19 protein-coding genes, 1 tRNA gene and 1 pseudogene are annotated in these 21,305 nt (G+C 63.2%); 10 read left to right on the forward strand and 11 right to left on the reverse strand.

Annotated elements, in window-relative coordinates; genetic code table 11:
• Positions 1–54 precede the first annotated feature (54 nt).
• Positions 55–672 carry a DUF2059 domain-containing protein gene (locus X733_RS149970; protein WP_023668979.1) on the reverse strand — a complete coding sequence of 206 codons (618 nt, stop codon included), beginning with the start codon at positions 670–672 and terminating at the stop codon, positions 55–57.
• On the reverse strand, positions 659–1,390 hold the full coding sequence (gene rpiA / locus X733_RS149965; RefSeq protein ID WP_023748796.1) for a ribose-5-phosphate isomerase RpiA: 732 nt from the start codon (positions 1,388–1,390) through the stop codon (positions 659–661). The genes X733_RS149970 and rpiA overlap by 14 nt, the downstream gene beginning before the upstream one ends.
• Positions 1,391–1,545: 155 nt before the next feature.
• On the opposite strand from rpiA, the gene X733_RS149960 reads away from it, so the two are divergent.
• Positions 1,546–2,229, forward strand: coding sequence for a phosphoglycolate phosphatase (locus tag X733_RS149960; protein WP_023818903.1), 684 nt, complete (start codon positions 1,546–1,548; stop codon positions 2,227–2,229).
• A gap of 128 nt (positions 2,230–2,357) precedes the next feature.
• Positions 2,358–2,432, forward strand: a tRNA-Val gene (locus X733_RS149955).
• Positions 2,433–2,470: 38 nt separating this feature from the next.
• Here the strand turns inward: X733_RS149955 and X733_RS0134855 are convergent.
• Positions 2,471–2,743 (reverse strand): hypothetical protein, encoded by a 273-nt coding sequence (locus tag X733_RS0134855; RefSeq protein WP_023818904.1) that lies wholly within the window; start codon positions 2,741–2,743, stop codon positions 2,471–2,473.
• A 197-nt stretch (positions 2,744–2,940) separates the two neighbouring features.
• On the reverse strand, positions 2,941–5,121 hold the full coding sequence (locus X733_RS1000000167180; RefSeq protein ID WP_023818906.1) for a DNA/RNA non-specific endonuclease: 2,181 nt from the start codon (positions 5,119–5,121) through the stop codon (positions 2,941–2,943).
• Positions 5,122–5,726: 605 nt separating this feature from the next.
• Here X733_RS1000000167180 and X733_RS149950 point away from each other — a divergent pair.
• The gene (locus X733_RS149950) at positions 5,727–6,413 is read left to right on the forward strand and encodes a Crp/Fnr family transcriptional regulator (protein WP_023752266.1); all 687 of its coding nucleotides are present in this window, start codon (positions 5,727–5,729) and stop codon (positions 6,411–6,413) included.
• Positions 6,414–6,420: 7 nt separating this feature from the next.
• On the opposite strand, the gene X733_RS149945 is transcribed toward X733_RS149950, so the two are convergent.
• The gene (locus tag X733_RS149945) at positions 6,421–10,743 is read right to left on the reverse strand and encodes a cytochrome P450 (RefSeq protein ID WP_023818907.1); all 4,323 of its coding nucleotides are present in this window, start codon (positions 10,741–10,743) and stop codon (positions 6,421–6,423) included.
• Positions 10,744–10,872: 129 nt separating this feature from the next.
• Complete coding sequence (locus X733_RS149940) at positions 10,873–12,645, reverse strand: adenylate/guanylate cyclase domain-containing protein (protein ID WP_023714203.1); 1,773 nt, start codon at positions 12,643–12,645, stop codon at positions 10,873–10,875.
• 351 nt (positions 12,646–12,996) lie between these two features.
• Between X733_RS149940 and X733_RS149935 the strand changes: the two genes are divergently transcribed.
• The 4 genes from X733_RS149935 (at position 12,997) to X733_RS149930 (ending at position 14,640) form a co-directional block, all read left to right on the forward strand.
• Positions 12,997–13,254: a PepSY domain-containing protein gene (locus X733_RS149935; RefSeq protein WP_023668990.1), complete on the forward strand. Its 258-nt coding sequence runs from the start codon at positions 12,997–12,999 to the stop codon at positions 13,252–13,254.
• Positions 13,255–13,337: 83 nt separating this feature from the next.
• The gene (locus tag X733_RS1000000170825) at positions 13,338–13,712 is read left to right on the forward strand and encodes a hypothetical protein (RefSeq protein WP_245274433.1); all 375 of its coding nucleotides are present in this window, start codon (positions 13,338–13,340) and stop codon (positions 13,710–13,712) included.
• Positions 13,713–13,784: 72 nt separating this feature from the next.
• Positions 13,785–14,078: a hypothetical protein gene (locus X733_RS1000000170830; RefSeq protein ID WP_245259919.1), complete on the forward strand. Its 294-nt coding sequence runs from the start codon at positions 13,785–13,787 to the stop codon at positions 14,076–14,078.
• A gap of 91 nt (positions 14,079–14,169) precedes the next feature.
• On the forward strand, positions 14,170–14,640 hold the full coding sequence (locus tag X733_RS149930) for a hypothetical protein (protein WP_023682505.1): 471 nt from the start codon (positions 14,170–14,172) through the stop codon (positions 14,638–14,640).
• Positions 14,641–14,736: 96 nt separating this feature from the next.
• On the opposite strand, the gene X733_RS149925 is transcribed toward X733_RS149930, so the two are convergent.
• Together X733_RS149925 and X733_RS149920 are read right to left on the reverse strand one after the other, a co-directional pair.
• Positions 14,737–16,617 (reverse strand): murein L,D-transpeptidase, encoded by a 1,881-nt coding sequence (locus X733_RS149925; protein WP_023682504.1) that lies wholly within the window; start codon positions 16,615–16,617, stop codon positions 14,737–14,739.
• Positions 16,618–16,846: 229 nt separating this feature from the next.
• Positions 16,847–17,575 (reverse strand): annotated as a pseudogene (locus X733_RS149920) (3-oxoacyl-ACP reductase family protein); the annotation flags it as partial.
• A gap of 101 nt (positions 17,576–17,676) precedes the next feature.
• Between X733_RS149920 and X733_RS149915 the strand changes: the two are divergent.
• On the forward strand, positions 17,677–18,285 hold the full coding sequence (locus tag X733_RS149915) for a TetR/AcrR family transcriptional regulator (RefSeq protein WP_023668995.1): 609 nt from the start codon (positions 17,677–17,679) through the stop codon (positions 18,283–18,285).
• 62 nt (positions 18,286–18,347) lie between these two features.
• Entirely contained in the window at positions 18,348–18,746 is a 399-nt protein-coding gene (locus X733_RS149910) for a rhodanese-like domain-containing protein (protein WP_023682502.1), read from the forward strand.
• 45 nt (positions 18,747–18,791) lie between these two features.
• Here X733_RS149910 and X733_RS149905 read toward each other — a convergent pair whose 3' ends face one another.
• Positions 18,792–19,700 (reverse strand): alpha/beta fold hydrolase, encoded by a 909-nt coding sequence (locus X733_RS149905; RefSeq protein WP_023668996.1) that lies wholly within the window; start codon positions 19,698–19,700, stop codon positions 18,792–18,794.
• Between the two features lie 48 nt (positions 19,701–19,748).
• Here X733_RS149905 and X733_RS149900 point away from each other — a divergent pair, with 48 nt between their 5' ends.
• Positions 19,749–20,201, forward strand: coding sequence for a MarR family transcriptional regulator (locus X733_RS149900; protein ID WP_023668997.1), 453 nt, complete (start codon positions 19,749–19,751; stop codon positions 20,199–20,201).
• A 26-nt stretch (positions 20,202–20,227) separates the two neighbouring features.
• On the opposite strand, the gene X733_RS149895 is transcribed toward X733_RS149900, so the two are convergent.
• Both X733_RS149895 and X733_RS149890 read right to left on the reverse strand, forming a co-directional pair.
• A complete protein-coding gene (locus X733_RS149895) occupies positions 20,228–20,839 on the reverse strand; it encodes a pyridoxamine 5'-phosphate oxidase family protein (protein ID WP_023668998.1) in 612 nt (203 codons plus the stop codon).
• A gap of 65 nt (positions 20,840–20,904) precedes the next feature.
• A complete protein-coding gene (locus X733_RS149890) occupies positions 20,905–21,258 on the reverse strand; it encodes a DUF971 domain-containing protein (protein ID WP_023714205.1) in 354 nt (117 codons plus the stop codon).
• Positions 21,259–21,305 lie beyond the last annotated feature (47 nt).

Consider the following 21,305-nt stretch of genomic DNA (forward strand, 5'->3'; position numbering starts at 1 on the left):
TCCACCGGGCTTTCTGGTCCAGCGGCAAGGATGCCGGTGGCGAAATCAGACGTCTTAGTTCTTCGGCGCTTCCGGCTGGTCACCGTCTGCGGGCGCATCGCCGTCGGCAGGTGCAGCGCCATCGGCGGGGGCAGTTGCGTTATCCGGCGCAGGCGCGGCCGGAGCAGCGGCCTTCGCGGCGGCTGCCAGCGTTTCGCCGACCTGCTGGGCGAGATCGCGCGCCAGGCCGTTCTGCCAGATGTCGGCGGCCTTGACCAGTTCGCGCGTCACGTTGGGGCCGTTGTCGAGCAGCTTCTTGCCGGCATCGGAATTGTAGAAGGCGGCGATGTCGGTGAGATCCTTCTCGGAGAACACCTTGGCATAGGCGAGCGCTGCTTCCTTCTCCAGATCGGCACGGCGCGAGGCCAGCGCCAGTGCCTTTTCGCTGACGGTCTTGCCGATCAGCTCCTGCATATCAGGGTTCTTCTGGATGAGCTGCTGCTCGAGCGAGGCCGCCGCTTGCGGCAGGATGTTGTCGAACGAGTCGGTCGCGTGGATTGCCGTGACCGCCGCCCGCGCCGCCTTCAGATGCGATTCCGTGATCTCCTGCGAGAACGCCGGGGAGGAGAAGGCGAAAACGGCCGAAGCCGCCAGAACGGCGCAAAGATTGCGAACCCGGTTATGCAACATCATGATCGGTAGAACTCCCTGGTTTTCGGGCGGCATGGACGGTTTGGATGCCGTCGCCGCCGGCGATGATGGCCGCTGACGCCAGCCCGATGAAAAGACCATGCTCGACCACACCAGGAATGGCATGGAGAGCATTCGAAAGCGCTCTTGTATCCGGAATGCGGCCAAAAGATGCATCGAGGATAAAATGGCCGCCGTCTGTAACAAAAGGCTGGCCCCCCGTCATCCTCAATGTAACCGGGCCGGAAAGGCCGAGACTTTTGGCCGCTGCCGCGACCGCGATTTCGGTCGCGCGCAGGCCGAACCGGTTGACTTCGATCGGCAAGGGAAACCGGCCAAGGGTGTCGACCATCTTCGAGCGATCGGCAATGACGATCATGCGCTGAGATGCCGCCGCGACGATCTTCTCGCGCAGCAGCGCGCCGCCGCCACCCTTGATCAGCGTCAGCGCCGCGTCGATCTCGTCGGCGCCGTCGACGGTAAGGTCGAGCTCGGGCGTTTCCTCAAGCGTCGACAGCGGCACGCCAAGTTCGCGGCAAAGGGCTGCGGTGCGCTCCGACGTCGGCACGCCGATGACGGACAAGCCGGTGGCGATCTTTTCGGCCAGCAGCCGCACGAATTCGTCGGCCGTCGTCCCGGTGCCGATGCCGATGCGCATGCCGTCGCTGACATGGGCAAGGGCTGCCCGCGCGGCCTCGACCTTCAACTGCCTCGCATCCATGCTCGCCCCGGGGATTTGGCTTGGTTCTGATTTTTCTGGATGCGCGCTCCTAGCACTTTTGCCCGCAGGGTCAAAGACTTTGGCTCGCACCGGCTTGCCTGAAAGAAGCGCAGCCGCTATCGCCTGCCTGCAATGCATCAGCCACAGGACAGGCCATGACCCAACCGATCATCGTGTTCGACCTCGACGGGACGCTGATCGACACGGCGCCGGATCTGCTCGACAGCCTTAATCACAGCCTTGCCGCCAGCGAGCTTGCCGCTGTCGACGAAGCCGGCTTCCGGCGTTTTGTCGGCCAGGGCGGACGGGTGATGATCGAGCGCGCACATACCGCGCAACAGAAGTCGCTGGCGGTGGACGAGCACGACAGGTTGCTCAAGCTGTTCCTCGACCATTACACACTCAACATCCCCGGCAAGTCGCGCCCCTACCCCGGCGTCGTCGAGGCGATCGCCCGCTTCGAGAAGGCCGGCTATTTGCTTGCCATCTGCACCAACAAATATGAGGCGAATTCGAAAGCGCTGATTGGGGCGCTCGGCCTGACAAAGCATTTCGCCGCGATCGCCGGCCAGGACACGTTCGCCTTCCGCAAGCCCGACCCGCGCCATCTCACCGAAACCATCCGGCTCGCCGGCGGCGACCCGGCCCATGCGCTGATGGTCGGCGATTCGCAGACCGACATCGACACGGCCAAGGCCGCCGGCATTCCCGTGGTTGCCGTCGATTTCGGCTACACCGACCGCCATGTCAGGGAATTCGAGCCGTCGGCGGTGATTTCGCATTTCGACGCGCTGACGCTCGACCTGGCGGAACGGCTGATTGCTGCGGCGGCCGGCTGAACGAAACGGGCGATTGCGCGGCAGCGTCCGCCCTTGCCTATTTCAGGCGTAGAAGGCAGGCGCATCGCCTTGACTTCAACGGCCTGCCTCCCTTATATCGCGGCTCGCTTGGCCTTCGGGCAACGAGCGGGCGATTAGCTCAGCGGGAGAGCACACCCTTCACACGGGTGGGGTCGCAGGTTCAATCCCTGCATCGCCCACCATTTTCTTTCCCGGAACAGCACACTCCAAGCCAGCACTCCTAGCAGCTGCAACTCGCCCCTTCCCCACCAAAATTCTTCTGCGCAAAGTTCAACGCGCTTGAGTAGCTCGTATAGCTCTGGAACTGGCAGACATCGGAGCCGTTCCGCACCTTCATCTGCTCGAGATCCCAGAACGTGACCTCGATGTGATCGTTGGCGCAATAGACCGTGTATTTTTCAGGCTCCAGCGCGCTGGCTTTCTGCAGCGGCATGGAGACGGCAGGAATGGAAAGTACGGAAAGTGCAAGCATGACGGCGTGACGCGTGCGCATGTAAAAACCCCGAATGAAAACCAGCCCGTATTATTGCCGCTATCTTGAAGCGCTGCATCACGGCTTTTTGACGAACGACTTCTTTCCGGTGCCCGGCTCGCCGCTCGGGGGCGCGTGGCCGGCAGCAGGGAGGTCGGCTTGGATTGCGTCCATTCGGTCATGGTGTTCCCTGCAAGGCATCGCAGCGCCGCGCGAGCCTAAGCCTTCTTCTTTCGTCTCCGTGATCCCGCCCGCATCGCAATTTCGGTGCCGCGAACCGTTTCGTACTGGTCGGCATCGACCAGCGACTGGTCGAAGCTGACGCCGGTCATTTCGGAGATTTCGGTCAGCGGGTACATGGCGCCGATGAACTCGTCGGAGACGGCAAACTCAAGCTGCGTGTCCGACAGATCCTGTTCGAGCACGAAGCCGTAGCTGGCGATGCCGTCACTGACGCGGGCGACCACCACCTTCCAGAAGCGGCGCGGCACTAGCGCGCGAAGACTGGTGCCTTTGGGACCCTTGCCGGCAAAGGTCCGGTCGTCTTCGGCGAGGACCGGCCCGGCGAAGACGCAAAGCCGCTCGCTCGCCGCCTCCGACAGGACGTGGTTCTCAAGATCGCCCCAGTTCTTCTCGCCGCTGTCGGAGCGGTTGTAGCCTTCGACCTGGGGCGAGCAGTTGGTGACATGGAAGGAGCAGACATTGCCCCTGAGCAGCAGCTCGAAGGTGCTGCCCCAGGCCACGTCATCGCGCCTGACGATATGGCCCTTGTCGAAGGCGCCCTGATCCTGGGTGTAGAAGACGTCGGGGATCTGGTACTTGTCGTCGAGCCGCAGATCCGGGAACCAGCGCTCGCTGAACAGGCCGCCGCGCGAATAGTTGCGGCCCTTTTCCGGCTCGCGCAGGTTGCTCTCCTCGGTGACGTTGGAGGCGGTGAACAGCGCCAGCCGCCGCTTGGCGTGCATCTTGAGCGAAAAATTCTGGTAGTCCAGCCGCGTGCCCCCGTCCCTAAGTGGCGCCAGCACGGAGAGGTCGGTGGCCTCAGGCATGGGCACAATGACCGGTGCGAGTTTAGTGCCGCCAGAGAGAAATTTCTCGTCGTAGCCCTTATAGCCGGCATAGTCCGCGACCGTTTTGGGAACGAATGCGCCGCCTGGAGGGGTCGGCTTGGCCGCTTCGAGTTCGACCGATTCCGTGACCGCTTCATGGGCAGGCGTTGCGCCGAGCGAGACGGTGATGCGCAACGGCACTTCGAAGGTGACGCTGCCGCCCGGCGAAACGACGACGCCTCCGGATGAAGGCGTCTGGGTGGCGACGCCCGGGATCTGCTTGACGCCGCCGACTTCAACCAGGTTTACGCCCTCGGCCGGCGACCCACTGTCCGCCTTGTTCCACCATGCGCCCCAATCGTTGGGGCCGCCGCTGGCGGCGCCGGCGAAATTGAGGCCGAGGTCGACGACACGCTGGTCCTTGGCGAGCGCGCCGGTGGGCACGGCGTAGTTGCGCTCGAGATAGCGGCCGGCGAAATGCAGCGCCACGACCTCGCCGGTGGCGAGGTTGATCATGGCGGTGCCGGAGTTGCCGCCAGTGGTCGAGCAATCATGTGTCGCCGCGCTGACGATCTTGCCGAAACTCTCCGTATCGAAGCCGCCCTGCAGCATGCCCGGTTGCAGGCGCTTGACCTGGAAACGATTGCGCATGAGCTCGTTCTGGACATCGACCGCGTTGCGATTGTCGAACGCGGGATAGCCGATGGCGACGACTTCCTGGCGCAGCATATCGCGCGCGTCGGCGACCGCGAGCGACAGCGGCGTGATGTTGTCGGGCAGGCCTTCGACTTCGAGGATCGCCATGTCCCAATAGGGATGGATCATCCGGACATTGCGGATCTTGAAGACGTTTCCCGCCGCCGAATCGCGCTTGAAGTCGATGCCGGCGGCGCGGCCGTTGATGAATTGCAGATTGCGGTCGCCAAGGCCGTCCGCAAATATCTGCGCCACATGACGGTTGGTCATCAGCAGGTTGCGGCCGACGACGAAGCCCGTGCCGCCGTAAGGGATATTGGTGTCCCACAACAGTTCGATACGCCCGATCGCCGGCAGGGCGGCTTCGATGCGCTGCTTCAATGCGGCCTCGCTGGTAAGCTTGGTCCACAGCGAGTGGCCCGGTGTCGGAGCGCCGTCGAAAGTCAGCGTCGTAAAGGTGCCATCCTTGATGTCATAGACCGGCCGCAACTCCGGGATGATTATGGCTTCCAGATCGGAAAGCTGCTCGGGCGCGACTTCGGCGCCCCGCGCGAGGCTCTCCATGCCAGCGCGCGCCGATTCAAACGCCGCCTCCGTCTTGCCGGCTTCCGCAGGCGCAAGGGATTCCAGGCCGCCGCCTGCCATCGTCTCCATGTTGCCGAGGACCGATTCAGTCCCCTCGCCCCCGGTGACGAGATCGAGATATCNTCGAGATATCGACGGATTCGCTGCTCTCTGCTGACCGGCATAGTCGCCCCCCCAAAGGTTCTGTCGAAGTAAAGAAGTGTATTGCCCCATTTTAGACTGGTGCAATTCTGACTGGCAGGCAAGGAAACAAATCAACTCGCGTCGAAGATGACCGAAGCGCAACGTCGGCATGTCTCTTTGCCGCAGTCGCTCGCGCGATGTATGACGCTCGCATTATTTCAGCGATGCTGTATGTGATCTCCGTCACAGACGCTCACGCTGTTTGCGCCCACCTATCGCAACGGGTGGAAGGGCCATTGCGGCCGCTCGGTTTTACAGAAATTTTATCACCTATCCATTTTTATCAGTTGGCGCCTGCACGCGCGGCTCCTCTCGCCGCGCGTGCAGGCGGCTTTCCGCCCGGCACGAGCCAGGCACTGGGCGCGACCACTGCGCCAAGCCTTTACAAGGCGTAATCGCAACGGATGAACGCCGGCCTTTGACGCGGTGCACTCTTGCCTTAGACTTCGGCCCTTAAACTTCGCCGATTGCGGCAATTGGGAATTTGGAACATGGCTTTTGGCGGCCCAAACGACAGAAACGATCTGCCGCGCCTGGCACGCATCGATCCAAAGCTGTTCGATATCCTGTTCAGCGGCTGCAAGGTCGAGCGCTACGCCGCCGGCCAGCATCTGTTCGTCCAGGAAGATGCCGCCGACCGGATCTACGGGGTGATGAGCGGCACGGTGGAAATCTCGATCTATTCGCCTGGCGGGCAGAAGCTGGTGGCCAATATCGAGCTGTCGCGCAGCCTCGTCGGCGAGATCGGCGCGCTTGACGGGCGGCCACGCACCGCCACCGCCATCTGCCTGACCGCTTGCGAGCTGGTTTCGCTCACCAGGACACAACTCTTTGATCGCATTGAGAGAAATCCACCGCTGGCACGCGCGATGATCGAACTTCTGTGCGCCCGGCTGCGCTGGGTCAGCGGCGAACTCGGCGACCAGGCCTTCTTCGGCATCGAGGCGAGGCTCGCCAAACGCCTGGTCTTCCTGGCCAAGGTGATGGCCGACAGCGCCGGCTGGATCCCGATCTCGCAATCGGAACTCGGAGAGTTCCTCGGCGCCACGCGCGAGTCCGTCAACAAGACGCTCAACGACTGGCGCAACCGCTCGTTCATTGCCATCAAACGCGGCGGGCTGCGTATCACGGACACCGGGGCACTGCGCCATATCGCCGAGTCGCAGGACGACGACTGACGCCGAATCAGAGCCGCGAAATCAGGTAGCGCAGCGCCGAGCGGCTGGGCATGAAGAAGTATCCACCCCCCTTGGTGGTGACGAATTGCGGCATGTCACGGAGCGTCGTGACCTTTTCCCATGACGGAATGGTGAACCTGCCATCACCGCCGCGCGAACCAATCGTCGGGTCCTTTTCAGCGACGAGGCCCTGGAACGTGGCCGACGAAACCCAGGTCTGCTGAATGAATTCGTACTGGCGCTCTATGTCGGCGTTGAGGCACATGAACAGCAGCCCCTTTTCGACCTTGCCATTCTTGCCGTCCTGCTTCTGATAGGTGCGGCCGACCCGCAGGATACGATGGCGCTTGCCGATATTGATCTGCGTATCGCGGTCCTCACCCAGCGAGTCGCGTGGGTTGGAACGGCGAATGTGGGCACCAAGCGGGCAGCGATGGCCTTGCGGATCCTCGGCGCCAGCGGCGAAGTTGTTGTCGATGACGCGTCCCGGATGATCGGGGTTGCGCACCAGCGAGCTACCGTTCTGCCAGCGGCCGAGCATCTTGGCGGCAATCCAGTCTTGCGTGATGGCTTGGTTGCCGAGTTGGCTCGCGACCAAGGCTGCAGCCTTTTTGCAGTAGTTGTTGAAGACGTCGACGTGCTGCTCGAACTGGCGAATAACCAGGAATGAACCGTTGCGCCCGAAATCGCGCGGCGGTGGCGGCAGGCCCGGAATCAGCCGGCTACGGCGCACCTGCGAAAGGATTCCAGTCCGATCGCGTGATGCGCTTACCGAGGGCGAGGCTGGATAGAACCCATGCTCATCACGATAGCCGAACAGGAACTCGCCGGGCGCGACCAGATGCATGGGCGCGGCGCCCCTGCTGGCGCGGGTCGTGCCCCGGACAACCGGCTGCGAAATCCCGTCCGCGAAACCGAAATGCTCGTAGGCTGGCCCACGTTCCGACCGATCGTCACGCTTTGCCCCGTCGGACGATTTCGTCTTCGTGTCGGTCGGACCCCGGTTTACGGCGAGCGGCAGTTCGGCGACGACCTTCATGCCTGCACCGGTCGTCTTCCGTCTCACGGTGGCAATCTCGGTCTTCAACCGTCCCGGGTCTTCAGCATAGCAGACGATGACCAGGTCCACAGGGTTCTCCAGCGACCCCCACTCCCATTCGTCCGGGCCGTCGCGGCCTCGGTCGTCCAGTATGCGCCCACGCTCGGGGTTGCCCATGCCATGGCGAAAGGCGATCGGAAATGTTTCCAGTGGATCGCCCTCCACACCCTCGCCGAGCCCAAACTGCCGCAGGCCACCGGGACCAAAGGCGACTATCATAGCGCGGCCGGCGGGCCTGCCTTCGCCGAAACTCGTCTGCTCGACAACGAAATCGAGCCAGGCTCTGCGCTTGGGCGCCGGCAACTTGTCCGGCACCCGGATCGCAAGCATATGCGAATAAGCGAGCGGGCCGAGCGGGCCGAAGAAGATGGACTGGATCTCGCCGGTTTCCAGCTGCTGTTCGAGAGGCGCCGGAAAGGCAGAGCTGATATTGGCCAGCAGCGAAGTGGTCTTTTGAACGGTGGTCGTTTCGCTCGCCGGGCGCCGTAGCGAACCGAACAAGCTCAGCCAGTCGCGCGCCTCGTTGCCGACGGCGGAAGCAATGCCGCGCCTGACCCGGGAATTGATCCGGATGCGCTCTGTGTTGATTTGGGGATAGGCGGAGTACCAGAACAGGGTCGGCACCTGCTGGCGCCGCGCCCAGCGCTTGAAACGATCGCCGTCGCGCGCGCCGTCCAGGAACAGCCATTGTGTGCGTGGATAGCCCACGGTGTTGCTCCACACGCCGGTGAGGCCAGCGGACGCCTTGGCGATGAAGTCCTCAAGATAGCTTTCCCAGCTGCCGCCGTAGTTGGAGAAGAACATCAATCGGTTGGAGCCGGGCAGCAGTATCCAGCGGGCGAAATGGATGGTGTTGATGGTGTTGAGGAAGCCTGGCTTGAATACCTTCTGGGCAGCTATCGAGATCAGGTAGAAAGAAAACCTGAGCGCCAGCCGCCGCAGGATGCCGGCCTTCATCGTCGAAATCGCAGTCAGATGGTTCTGTGCCGCGTGGCCCTCCTTGACGAGTATCGCGTTCAATTCAGATATGCCGATCGATGTGCTTTCCGGCCGATCCCTGTCCTCGCGGCGTCGCAGCGCCAGCAAGCACGAAAACGCCAGCAGCGCCGCTGCCACCAACACTCCAAGTCCGGACAACAGAAGTGAGGTGATTGCCACGGCTATAGCGGTGAAGGAGATTTCCTGGGAACTGATGTCGATAGATCTGCCGAACACCACACTGTAGGTCATGTACCAGCAAGCAGCCCAGATGATCGCCACCGTGACGAAGACCGGTGGTACCAGCAACGTCGTCATCAGAGCACGGCCCCAATGACCCGGCGGCTTTTCCAGCAGGCTCTCGGCCGGCTCGAACGCCCAGGCAAACGTCTCTAATGACTGGACATGCTGGCGAACTTCAGCGAGCACGGCAGGAGCGTTGCCGGCGCCTTTGCGTGGCCGCTCGACGATGTCGCGCACGGCTTCGAAAAGCTGCTGCTCGGCCTTGATACGCTGGACCGAGTGCCCCGGCGTGCCCGAAAACACCAGTCCGGCATTGCTGCCGAAGGACGGCGATATGTCGACATTGTGCTTGCGCAGGAAATCGTTCAATGCGCCGCCATCGCGCAGATCGCAGACATCCTTGAAGATCGGCCGTAGCCGGTGCCCGATGGCGTGCGTGACCGCATCGATGACATCGTCGATGCTGCCGTCACCGGAAATCTCGAGAACCAGAGCTCCTTTTTCCTGACCGGAATCAGCGCCGATCTCGCCGGTGCCGACCACGGTCAGGCTGGTGAAGTGGACGGTGCCGGCAATGTCGAGCGCGGTGCGGATATCTTCGACGGCCGGGTTGCCGAGGCTGGCAACCTTGTCGCGGACAGCATCCAGCGACGCGGATCGGGTGACCGGGCAGACCACCGTCACCATAGACTGCGTTACGGTGCGGCAGAGTTCTGCCCGTTCGAAATCGACCTTGAGGGTTTCGGGATAGGCGCCGATGCGGGTCATCCGCCCGGCCTTGCCGGGCATGCGGCGCACGCCCTGCTTCTGGAACAGGGCGCGCAGGCTTTCGCCGATCTGGATCCTGGCAATCTCGGCGCCGATGCACTGATGAATGCCGTGGCCGAACACCATGTAGTCGCGATGCGGGCGCGATGTGTCGAACTGGTCCGGGTTCTGCACGGCGTCGGCATCGAACATCGCCGACAGCGTCGCCGGCATCACCACCGTGCCGGCCTTCACCAGGCGCTCGCGGCGCGTACCCTTGCCGATGATCGCGTCGCGGGCCGTGTAGCGCCAGGGGCCGACCCAGATCGGCTTGAAGCGCATGGCTTCAAGGACGGCCCTGTCGAGCTTGGCGGTATCGTTTTCGGCCAATGCGGCATCGATAGCCTGCCTTGCGTCGGGCCGCGACAGGATCACGTCGAGGCAATTGCCGGCGGCCAGCACATTGGTCGGGACGAAGCCGGCGATCATGCCCAGCATGATCGAATTGAGGTCGTCCCGCGACAGGCGGCCCTGATCCATCTGGACAACCAGCCTCGCCAGCGGTTGCTCGGCCTTCAAGCCCCGGTCCCTGGCCGACTGGATGGAGCGATCGATGACTTTGAGAAGACGGTCGCCCGCCACCACCGCAAGTTCGCGCATGACGGGGCTCGCCGTCGGGTCCGAAAAGAACAGCGCACTCAGCGCGATCGCCCAGTCGGCGAATTCGGATTCATCGTCGATCTCGACGCCGAAATAGTCTCGACAGATGTGCACCGGGACGATCTTCATCAACCTGGAGATCGCATCGAAGCCGGGGCTGGCGCGCGTCATGATCTCTTGCGAATGACGCGCCGCGATCGGCCTGACGGCGGCTTCGACCTCGGCCGGCGGGAATGCACTCAGCACCGACGATTTCATGCGCCGGTAGTCGGCGCCGTCCTGCATGCCGAGGATGAAGTTGGATCCCCGGGCAAGCTCGGTCATTTCCGGGCCGTATGGGGTCTGGAATTCGTCGCCGCGCTCCAATATGTCGCGGACATCGGCGTTCTTGGTGACCACGAGAACGCCGAAAAGTTTGCCGGTCGGCCGGAAACGCCGCAACAAGGAAAGCGCCCAGCGGGGGTCTTCGGCCAGAGACCCGACGATGCGCGCAATCAGCCCTGTCTTGCGGATCCGGCCGAGATCGAAGGGCGGCATTTCCGACAGCGGGCGCTGGTTTCTCTGGGCCGCGCTAATAGCGTTGAAATACTTCAGTTTGGTCATGCGCGTTCAAGCCCCCCGGCTATCCACGTTATTGCGATGCCGGCCGTTCAACGCCTAGGTTTGCATCGGTTGCACGTATGTGAATCTTTTCACAGTTGGTCCATGTTCCAGCCAGCACTGACGCCATGTTCATTTGGCCAGTTGGAAATTGGCGACGAGGAACTCGTTCGCGGCCTTGTCGGTGAACGGTATCCAGCGCACACGCTGTTCTGAAAAATCGGGATGCCGGGTGGTGAAAATGGCCATCTCGCGCCGCGCCTGTTCCGGCCGGCCGCTTCGCATCAGCGCGCCGATCTTCAGGAACCTGGAATAAAAATAGCCGGGAGACAGGTTGAGCGAGCGGTCAGCGGCAGCGATCGCCGCCGGCCAGTTCTCGACCAAACAATAGGCCGCCGTCAGTTCCCCCAGATTGTGGAAGCGGTAGAGGTCGAACGGGCTCAATCGCTCGGTATCGAGAAAGAACGGTATCGCGGTCGCGGCATTGCCGAGCAGCAGCTGGGCGCTGCCCATGGCCGAGCGCGCGAAGGCAAAGCTCGGATTGATGTGGATCGCTTCCTCGAGATGGTCGACGGCCGACCGCGGTTCGCCGCGCATGATGTCGACGGCGCCGAGATGGGCGTGCGGGCGCGCATCCAGGCTGTCCACCAGCAACGCCTTGCGGGCAAACTGCTCGACCTTGTTCAAATCGTCGCTGTCGCCGAAACGCAGCCATGCCCGCCAGAAATACCACCACGCCAGTTCGTTGAGCACGGCGCTCGAGTTGGCGTCCTCGCGGTAGGCCTTCTGGAAGAACTCGAGTGCGGTTTCGGTGTCGCCGCGGGTGCGCCGGTTCATGTGCCAGCGGCCCCGTCGCACCAGTTGCCAGGTCTCCAGGCTTTCCCAGGGAACCTGGAAGGTGCGTGCCTGTTCCGCCCGGTCGACCTCCTTGTCGAGGATCGAAACGATCTCAGCGCCGATCTGGTCGCGCAGGTTGAAGATGTCGACCAGATCGCGATCGAAGCGCTGCGACCACACCAGCCGCCCGTTGGACGCGTCGGCCAGCGAGGTGTTGAGGCGGATCTGGCCACCATTGCGCATCAGCGTGCCGCTGACGATGTAGCGCGCGCCGAGCGCGTTGCCGATCACCCGGGTGCCCAGCGTGTCGTCGCGGAACTGGAAGCTGGAGCCCTTGGCGATGACCGAGAGCCATCTGGTGTTGGATAGACCATAGATGATGTCCTCGGCGATGCCGTCGGCCATGTAGCCGATGTCATGCTCGCCGCCATCGGCGTGGAAGGGCAGGACGGCGATCGCCGGCGGCCCCTTGGACGACAGCTTCTGCTGCGCATTGGCCTGGGGAATGGCCGCGAACGACGCCGCCGGCGAGGATCCGTTGCCGCTGCGGCCGGCGATCAGAACGCGCACCGGCAAGGCGATGTTCTTCAGCATGAATTCGCCGAGATCGGTGAATTCGGCCGCCGTCTTGTCCTTCACATGGTGCCAGGTCGTCTCCGAAACGGCGAGACCGTTGCCCGGCGCGAATTCCTGGATTCTCGCCGCGATGTTGACGTCGTCGCCGTAGAGGCGGCCACCACGCACGATGACGTCGCCGGTGTTGATGCCGGCGCGAAACGGCATGCGCATATCGTCGGCAACCTCGGCGTTGAGGGCGACGATGCGGCCCTGGAAATCAAAGGCCGCGCGCAACGCCTCGATCGGATTGCCGAACTCGGCCATGATGCTGTCGCCGGCGTCGCCGAACGTGCGGCCGCCAAATGTGCCACAGCTGTCGGCGATGATGTCGCGCCGTTCCTCGAATGCCGCGACAGCAGACTCGTCGTCGATGCCCATCAGCCGCGAGAACCCGACGGCATCGATAGAAATGATTGTCGCCAGCTGACGGGTGTAGTTCCGTACAGCCATGTTCGAGCCCCCGCTCCCTTTCTGGTTCTGGTCCAGCACAGGCGACGACCCGTTCCTGAAACACTTCGCCGCGCGCTGAGAGATGAAGATTCCGGCGGGGTTGGCGCGCCATGCCACCCCGCCAGGACCAGAAGTCTAGCAGGGTCTTTGGCAAAGCTCTACCACCATCGGGTTGTCCAGCGCGGGCCGTGGCAGCACTCATGGTTGGCCGGCGGTTGGCGCAAATATGGGCGTGCCGTCGCTCTGAGCGCCGCGATCCAGGGCTTCACGGAACCTGCGCGACGTCACATCTCGGAACAAACTGTGCTGCCTGCGAGTTTCCGGTGCGGTTCATACCAAATGAGGGTAATCATGCGAAATCTTGTTCTGGCGACCGGTGTCGTCGTTCTTCTGGCCGGCTCAACGGCCTTTGCCGCGGATGACAGCCCGCTGCCGCCGACGAATGCCCAGAAACTGTCGGCAATCATCGCCAAGGTCGAGCAGCGCGACGGCTTTCGCTATGTGAAGGAGGTCGACTGGGACAAGGACGGGTACACCGTCACCTATTACACCGCCGACAAGGCGAAAGTCGAAATCACCTTCGATCCCGTGACCGCCGAACCGAAATAGCGCCGATACCGCACCGCTTCGGCAATTCCGTCCGCCACGTTTTTTGCCTACGATGGTGGCAGTTGTCGGACAACGGGGCGACCATGCTTTCTTCCAATCGAATTGCCAACTCGCTTGCGCTTGTCGTCGCACTGGCTGGCGCGGCGGTCTGCCTTGGTCCAGCGCGTGCCGACGGGCCGTCCTTCGATTGCCGCAAAGCCAGCCTGCCTGTGGAAAAGGCGATCTGTGCCGACCCGCAACTGTCGGCAATTGATGCCTTGGTGGCCGAGGCCTTTACGGGTTTCGAGCCAGCCTTTGGCGGCGACAAGCGCAAGATCGCCCGTGCGCTCATCGCCGACAGGAACGCCTGTGGGCAGGATGCTGCCTGCATCGTCAGCGCCCAGAACAACGCGCTGCAGACCTACGGCAATGCGCCGTCCTGGGCGCAGGACTACAACATCGCCCTGATCGGCAAGTAGGCGCTCGACACCGCGGCCCGCCATCCGGGCAGCCCCGACCATCGCCTGCCCTCGTCGATCGGCCAATGCGCCTTGACCCACATCACCGCGCTGACGACGCGGCTCGGCGACGACCCGCTGGAAACCGCCCGCCCTGAAGCCGGCAGCCTGGCGCGGTTCAGCAATGGCGGCGCCGGGGTTTCCTACGAGCGGGAGCCTGGCCTTGCCAGTTCGAAAGCCGGCGATCCTGTCGTCATGTGCCTGATATCGATCCCGAGGGATTGTCCGCAGGGCGACGAGCGCGGGCGGGTCTATTACGGCGTCGACCTCACGATAAAAGGCACATGGGTTTTGCCGGATTCGCAACATCTATGCGGCGGCGCCTGAAGATTTGCCGCAAAGCACTGCTGGATGCACTCTTGCGCCGATCCGCCTTTGATGGCTGAGTGCGCGTAACAGTTGCAGGGCACGGGGGTGCATGGCCATGGTTAAGCATGTTTGGAAGCGCATCCTGATGATGCTTGCCGGCTATTTCGTTTCGGTGCTGATCGGATTGTTCGCGGTCGTGGCGATATATTGCGCACTCGCCGTATTGCCCAACGCGCCGGACTATTTCGGCGCCATGCAATTTTCGCCCATTGTCGTGCTGCTGTGGCCGCCGCTCGGCATGGTCGTCTATTTCCTGACGATCGTGCTGACCGGCCTGCAGACGCTGATCTTCGCGCTGCTCGCCGAATTCTTTGCCCTGCGCAATTTCCTGGTGCACATGCTGTTTGGCGCCGCTGCCGCTGCAGCCGGCTTTTTCCTGGTCTGGCCGGCCGCGGAAGAGGATGCCGGACGCTGGGCCGATATCGGCATCATCGCCGCCGCCGGCCTCGTAGCCGGTCTGGTCTATTGGCTGATCGCGGGCCGCGACGCCGGCTTCCGGCGTCCGCTCATCCAGCGCTGATCGCAGGAAACGGGCGACCGTCCATCGGCCAACAATCTAATAAAACCAGAGAGACAAAGTGAGTTCCTCGTTCGTTGAACGAGGAACTCCGCTGGTTCAGCTCGTCGGCGAGCGCACCGCTTCAGTCGCGTCCAGCGCCTGCATCAGCCGCGTGTCGCGGTCGTAGACGTCGTTGAAATATTCGACTTTGCCGGACAGGTCCGGCCAGGCAGTGAAGTAGGAGACATAGACGGGAATCGTGCGTGTCACGTCTTCGCTGGCATGGCCGTGCTTGAGCTTTTCGGCGATGTCGTCGACCGAGACGCCGAGCACCGCCGCCGCCATCCCACGTGGATCCTGAAGGCGAATACAGCCATGGCTGAGCGCCCGCATATCGCGCTGGAAGAAGGATTTTTGCGGCGTGTCGTGCATGTAGATGGCGTGCTTGTTGGGGAACAGGATCTTCAGTTCGCCCAGCGCATTGGCTTCGCTCGGCTGCTGGCGCACGCTGTAGGGAATGTTGGCGCCGTAGGCGCCCCAATTGACCGAGGAAGAGGGAACCCGCCTGCCGCGCGAGTCGGTCACCTCGTAGCCGGCACGGTCGAGATAGCCCGGATCGCCACGCAGCCTTGGCAGCATCTCGTTGACGATGATCGACTGCGGCACGCCCCAATAGGGATGGAAATCGACCTGCTTGATCTCCTTGAAGAAGAAGGCGGTCTGGTTGGTGGTCCGGCCGATGACGACGCGGGTCTTCAGCTTCTCCTCGCCATTGTCGATATAGCTGGCGGTGAAGGCGGGCTGGTTGATGAACACCCGCGGGCTGCCGAGATCGGACGGCATCCAGCGCAATTCTTCCAGCGCGACCTGCACCTTCTGCAGCCTGTCGGCCTTGGACGTGCCGGCGAGCGAGGCGACGGTGCGCGGGCCGATGACCCCATCGCCCTTCATGCCGGCCTTCACCTGCACGGCCTTGATGATCGGAACCAGTTCGGGAACATAGACATCGCTGGTGCCGAGACGAGACAGGATCTCGCCATAGGCGCCGCCCATCTCGTCGTCGAGATTGCGCGCGATCAGCGTCAGCAGCTTCGGCAGTTCGGCGCTGGTCTCGCCGGGCTTCAGCAACAGCTTGGGATCGACGACGATTTCGTTTTCGGCGCTCGCCTGCAGCGATTCAAGTTCGACGCGCAGCGCCTGATATTCCGCGTTCTGCGGGTGCCGCGATTCGAGGTAGGTGCGCACTTCCTGGGTGTGGGCCAGCGTCTTGAGCGCGCCTTCCATGTCGACCGGCTTCGGCGGAAATTCATAGTAGCCGGTGATGCGATTGGGATCGACGCGCCCGCTCTGGGCGTCACGGGCATAGCGCAGTACGCGCGCCGACAGCGCCATCTCGAAGCGGACGAGTTCCTTCAGATGGGCGTCGGCATCGACTGCCGATGCGTTGGCTGCCGGCACCTCGACCGTGTAGTCGGCCGACGTGAGACCATAGCTTGCGGCTTCGCCAAGCACCCGCACCGCATCCTGGGCGCGGGCATTGGGATTGCCCTCGTTCACCCAGATGAAATCAGGATTGGCAGAGTAATAGGCAATCAGTGCCTTGGCGATATCGGGCTCGGCATAGAGTTCATAGTCGCTGAGGCCTGCAACGGCTTCGCGGAAGGCGGTGCTGGTCGCCGACGGAACAAAGGCGGCGTCTTCAGCTGTTGCCACCTGGGGAGGTGCTGCCACCAATGCGGTAAAGTCGACGCGCACCAGCCGGTCGGCCTTGTAGGTGTAGTAGGACGGGCTGCCGATCCTGGTGCCGCCACCGCCCGACACGGCGGGCTTCGGCTTGCGCTTCGGCGGCGGCGGGAATTCGCCTTGCGGCCTGTGCTTGACGCCACCGCCGAACAGCATGTCGAACAGGCCTTGCGCGCTTGCCTGCGGCACACCGAAGGCCAGTGCTGCCGCCACTGCAAGCGGCATCACGGTGGCTTTATTTCCGAGGAATCTCATTAATCACCCGCTCCGGCTGCAAGCCGGCTCCCGTTCCGCGCCGCTAGACGATCTTGCCAACCGCATGGCGGATGTAAGGCGCTACTATACCGATTCATACCGATTTCGTTAAGCTTCCATAAATTTCCGCGGGCCTGTTGCAGAACGGTTTCACAACATCGTGACGTCTGGAGCGGCGTTGCCGCCCCAGACCGGTCAAAGCGGCTGCTGCTTCAGGCGTTGGCGCCACGTCGATGGTGAGCGCGGCGCCGGTGACGAAGCGCCCTTCCGGACCGGCGAGCCAGGCAACCATGCCGGCGATCTCGTCAGCCTTGCCGAAGCGGGGCGTCGCCATCTTCCGCCGCTGGTGTTCGGCATGTGGGGCTTGGGCCGGGTTCATGTCGGTGTCGGTCGAACCGGGATGAACGACATTGGCGGTGATTCCGCGCGGACCGAGGTCTCGCGCCAGCGCCTTGGTCAGGCCGACGAGCGCTGCCTTGCTGGTCGAATAGGCGCTGAGGCTGGTGTCGGTGACGCGCTCGGCCAGATTGCTGCCGATCGAAATGATGCGGCCTCCCTCGCCCATGTGAGCCGCGGCCGCCTTAGAGGCCACGAACGGCGCTCTCAGATTGACCTCAATGGTTTCGTCGAAGTCGGCCAGCGACATTTGTTCGATGGGCGCCGCGCGCCAGATGCCGGCGCTGTTGACCAGGATGTCGAGCCGGCCGAAGGCATTCACCGCCTCGATGACCGAATTTTCGATGGCGGCAGCGTCGCGATTGTCGGCTTGGATGGCGATCGCGCGACCACCTGCCGCTATAATCTCGGCGACGACAGCTTGGGCCGGCGCCGCGCTGTTGACGTAGGTGATGGCGACGTCGGCGCCATCGGCCGCGAGCCGTTTGGCAATCGCAGCACCAATGCCGCGGCTGCCGCCGGTGACCAGTGCTGCCTTGCCGTTCAATCCGTTCGCTGACATGTCATTTCTCCTTTTATGTAACGGTCGATACATAAATATCTGGCAACCTTGCCTCGCGACGTCAAGTGAATTATGTATCGATCAACACAGAAAAGAGCGCCATGCCGGAAAGAGGCCGCCCCCGCACCTTCGATCGAACCGCCGCCTTGCGGCAGGCGATGGAGCTGTTCTGGGCCAAAGGCTATGAGGGCACCTCGATCGCAGACCTGACCGCGGCGATGGGGATCAGCTCGCCCAGCCTCTATGCCGCCTTTGGCAGCAAGGAGGCGCTGTTTCTGGAAGCGACCGAGTATTACACCCGCAACGAAGGCACCGAGATCTGGAGCGCGCTGGACGAAGCGCCGACGGCATGCCAGGCGATCGAGAATTTCCTGCGTCAGACGGCAAAAGCGTACTCTCAGGACGACCGCCCGCAGGGCTGTCTCATCGCACTGGGCGCACTGCACCAGGATTCAAGCAGCGGCGCGATCTGCGATGATTTGCGCCGCCGCCGCGCCGAAAACCACACCCTCTTGCTGAGACGGCTGGAACGCGGTGTGGCGGAAGGCGAATTGCCGGCGGGCTTCGACAGCAACGCGGCGGCGACCTTCTATGCGACGGTCCAGCACGGCATGTCGATTCAGGCCCGCGACGGCGCCTCGTGCGACGCGCTCATGGCCACAGTGGCCGGAGCGATGGCGGCGTGGCAGGGGCTGGTCGGAACAGCGTGACAAAGCGCGGAGCTTGTGCTGGAAATCCAGTCGGCGGCGAAATGCGCCGGGAGGGATCATCCGTGAAAAAAGGGTATCGCGAGTTGCTCGACGAGGCCAATGCCGAGATCGAGGTGGTCTCGCCCGAGGAAGCGGCCGGGCTGCTCGACGACGAGGACACCATCTTCGTCGACCTGCGCGATCCACGCGAGATCGAGCGGGACGGCCAGATCCCCGGCGCCAAACATGTCACTCGCGGCATGCTGGAATTCTGGATCGATCCCGAAAGCCCTTACCACAAGCCGTTCTTTGCCTCGGGCAAGAGCTTCGTCTTCTTTTGCGCCGGCGGCTGGCGCTCGGCGCTGGCCACCAAGACGGCGCAGGATATGGGGCTGTCGCCGGTCAAGCACATCCTTGGCGGCTATACCGCCTGGAAGGCGGCCGGATTGCCGGTCGAGCCGGGCGGCAAGAAGAAGGGCTAGCTCACCGCTCCGGCGTTGTCGGAGTCGACAATACACCCATTGGAATCAATGCAGTATCGGCTCGCGCTCGTTTTTGACAAAAGTCACAGCGCGTTCGACAACACCTTTGTCGGCGAGAATGCGACGGTGGCCGAGCCCATCGGCCCAGTGCAGCCGCACATGGCTGCCGGCGCCGGCATAACGTGTGGCATGATCGGCGGGGACTTCGCGGTCGTCCGGCGCGTGGATGACCAGCGTCGGCACCGGCGCTTCGGCCAACTGGCGGTCGCCGGTGAATTCATGCAGCGGCCGGCCCGACAGCCTTTTCACCTGATCGGCCATGGAAACCTGCGAACGCGGACCGACATTGAGCATGCGGCTGAAGTCGGCGAAGATCGCCGGCAGGGAACTTGGCGCGGCGACCAGCACCAGCCGCTCGGCCGCGACGGGCTGGATACCCTTGATCGAACCGGCAATGGCATTGGCGGCGACGGCGCCACCGAAGGAATGGCCGACGATCGCCTTGAACGGACCGAACCATTCGCCGGCGACCCTGACCGCCTCGACCGCATTGACCATATTGAGATGACGGCCCAGCGACTGGCCATGGCCCGGCAGGTCGAGCGAGGCGACCCGGTAGCCCGCATCGCGAAAGCCTTCGATCAGCGCCCGCATATATTCCGTGCGCGAACGCCAGCCATGGACCACCAGCACCGTGCCGGCAGACGCCCTGCCCGGCTCGGGCCGGAATTCGTGCACCATGACGCAGCCGGCCTTGGTCGTCAGCCGATGATGGCGCGCCTCGGCCATGAAGCCGGCGGCGCGGTCGACCGCACGCCGCTCGCCGTCGCTGAGCGCCTTCACGCTCGGCGTGCGGCAGAACAGTTCGAAGGCCGCGCGCCCGCTCAGGCGGGGCGCCACATGCTCGGCGGCGCGGAACACGCCCCGGATGACCTTCAGTCCAAATGATGCCATAGTGGCGATCCATCCATTCCGTTCAAGCATGAACATAATAGTTCAAACATGAACATTAAACAAGAGCTGCCCTGGGACAACCCGCGCTTTCGCAACTGGGTCGCGGTGGCGCGCGCCTGCCATGTGCTGGAGCGTGCGCTGGCGGTAAAGCTGGCGCCGCTGGATCTCAAGCCGGCGCAGCTCGACGTGCTGATGAACCTCTATCGCCATCCCGGCATGTCGCAGCACGATCTCGCCCGCAAACTGCTGGTCGGCCGCTCCAACATCACCATGCTGTTGCCGCAGCTCGAGGCGCGCGGCCTGCTGCGCCGCGAAGGCGACGAGAAGGACAAGCGCGTCCTGCGGCTGACGCTTACCGAGGCCGGCACGGAGCTTTTGATGAAGGCGCTGAAGGTGCATATGGCGCTGATCGAAAAGGCGATGAGCCAGTCGACAGCGGAACAGTGCGACATGATCGGCGAACAGATGCGCAAGATCTATGACGTGCTGAAGGATACCTGAGCCGTTCGATCCACGCGCCTCCCACCTCACCACATCGTCTTCTTCGCCCGCTCCGGCCATTCCTTGTCGTAAGTACCGGCATCGATATTCTTGCGGCTGGTGACTTCCAGGATTGTTCCGGGTGTCGGCAGCGATTTCGGGTCGACGTGCTTTGCCGGGTTCCACAGCTCCGAGCGAACGATGGCGCGGGCGCACTGGAAATAGACCGAATCGACATCGACCAAGGTGACCGAGCGCGCCGGCTTGCCTTCGACGGCGAAGGAGGCGCAAAGCGCGGCGTCGGTGGTGATGCGGGCGCGGCCGTTGACGCGCAGCGTCGTGCCCGAACCCGGCACAAGAAACAGCAGCCCGACGCGAGGATCGCGGATGATGTTCTTAAGCGAATCGGCGCGGTTGTTGCCGCGCCTGTCCGGCATCATCAGCGTTTTCGGGTCATGCATGCGCACAAAGCCGGCGAGATCGCCGCGCGGCGAACAGTCCAGCCCTTCCGGCCCGCTCGTCGCCAGGGCGACAAAAGGCGAGGCTTCGATGAAGGCGGCATATTCGGGAATGACGTGGTCGAGTTCCTTGACCGTCGACGCTTCGCCGGGCAGGCCGTAGAGGGCTTCGAGCTGTTCGACCGTGGTGATGTCAGACATTTTCCCGTCTCCGAACCGTTGCCAGCGTTACCCCCAGTCAATGACGTTTTGCCGACAGTGCCGAACTAGCGGTCGCGGCTCAGTCCGTTCTCCTGGAGCTCGGCGAGATAGGCATTCCAGCGCGCGTCCTTTTCGTGGCCAAGCGTGTGCAGGTAATTCCAGGTGAAGATGCCGGTGTCGTGAAAATCGTCAAAGGTGATGCGCACGGCGTAGTTGCCGACCGGCTCGATCTTGAGGATGGCCACGTTGCGCTTGCCGGGAACCGTCACCCGCTGGTCCGGCGAATGGCCCTGCACCTCGGCCGAGGGCGAAGCGACGCGCAGCAGTTCGGCCGGCAATTCGAACGGCCGATGATCGGGAAAGGTGACGGACAGCAGTTTTCTGTCCTTCGAGACCCTGAGTTCCTTCGGCGCCGTCATTGTTCTGCATCCCGTCAATCCGCCCTTCCCTACGCTGCTTCGCGCGA

The sequence above is a fragment of the Mesorhizobium sp. L2C066B000 genome (genome assembly GCF_000502335.1).
In the GTDB taxonomy this organism is placed as follows: Bacteria; Pseudomonadota; Alphaproteobacteria; order Rhizobiales; family Rhizobiaceae; genus Mesorhizobium.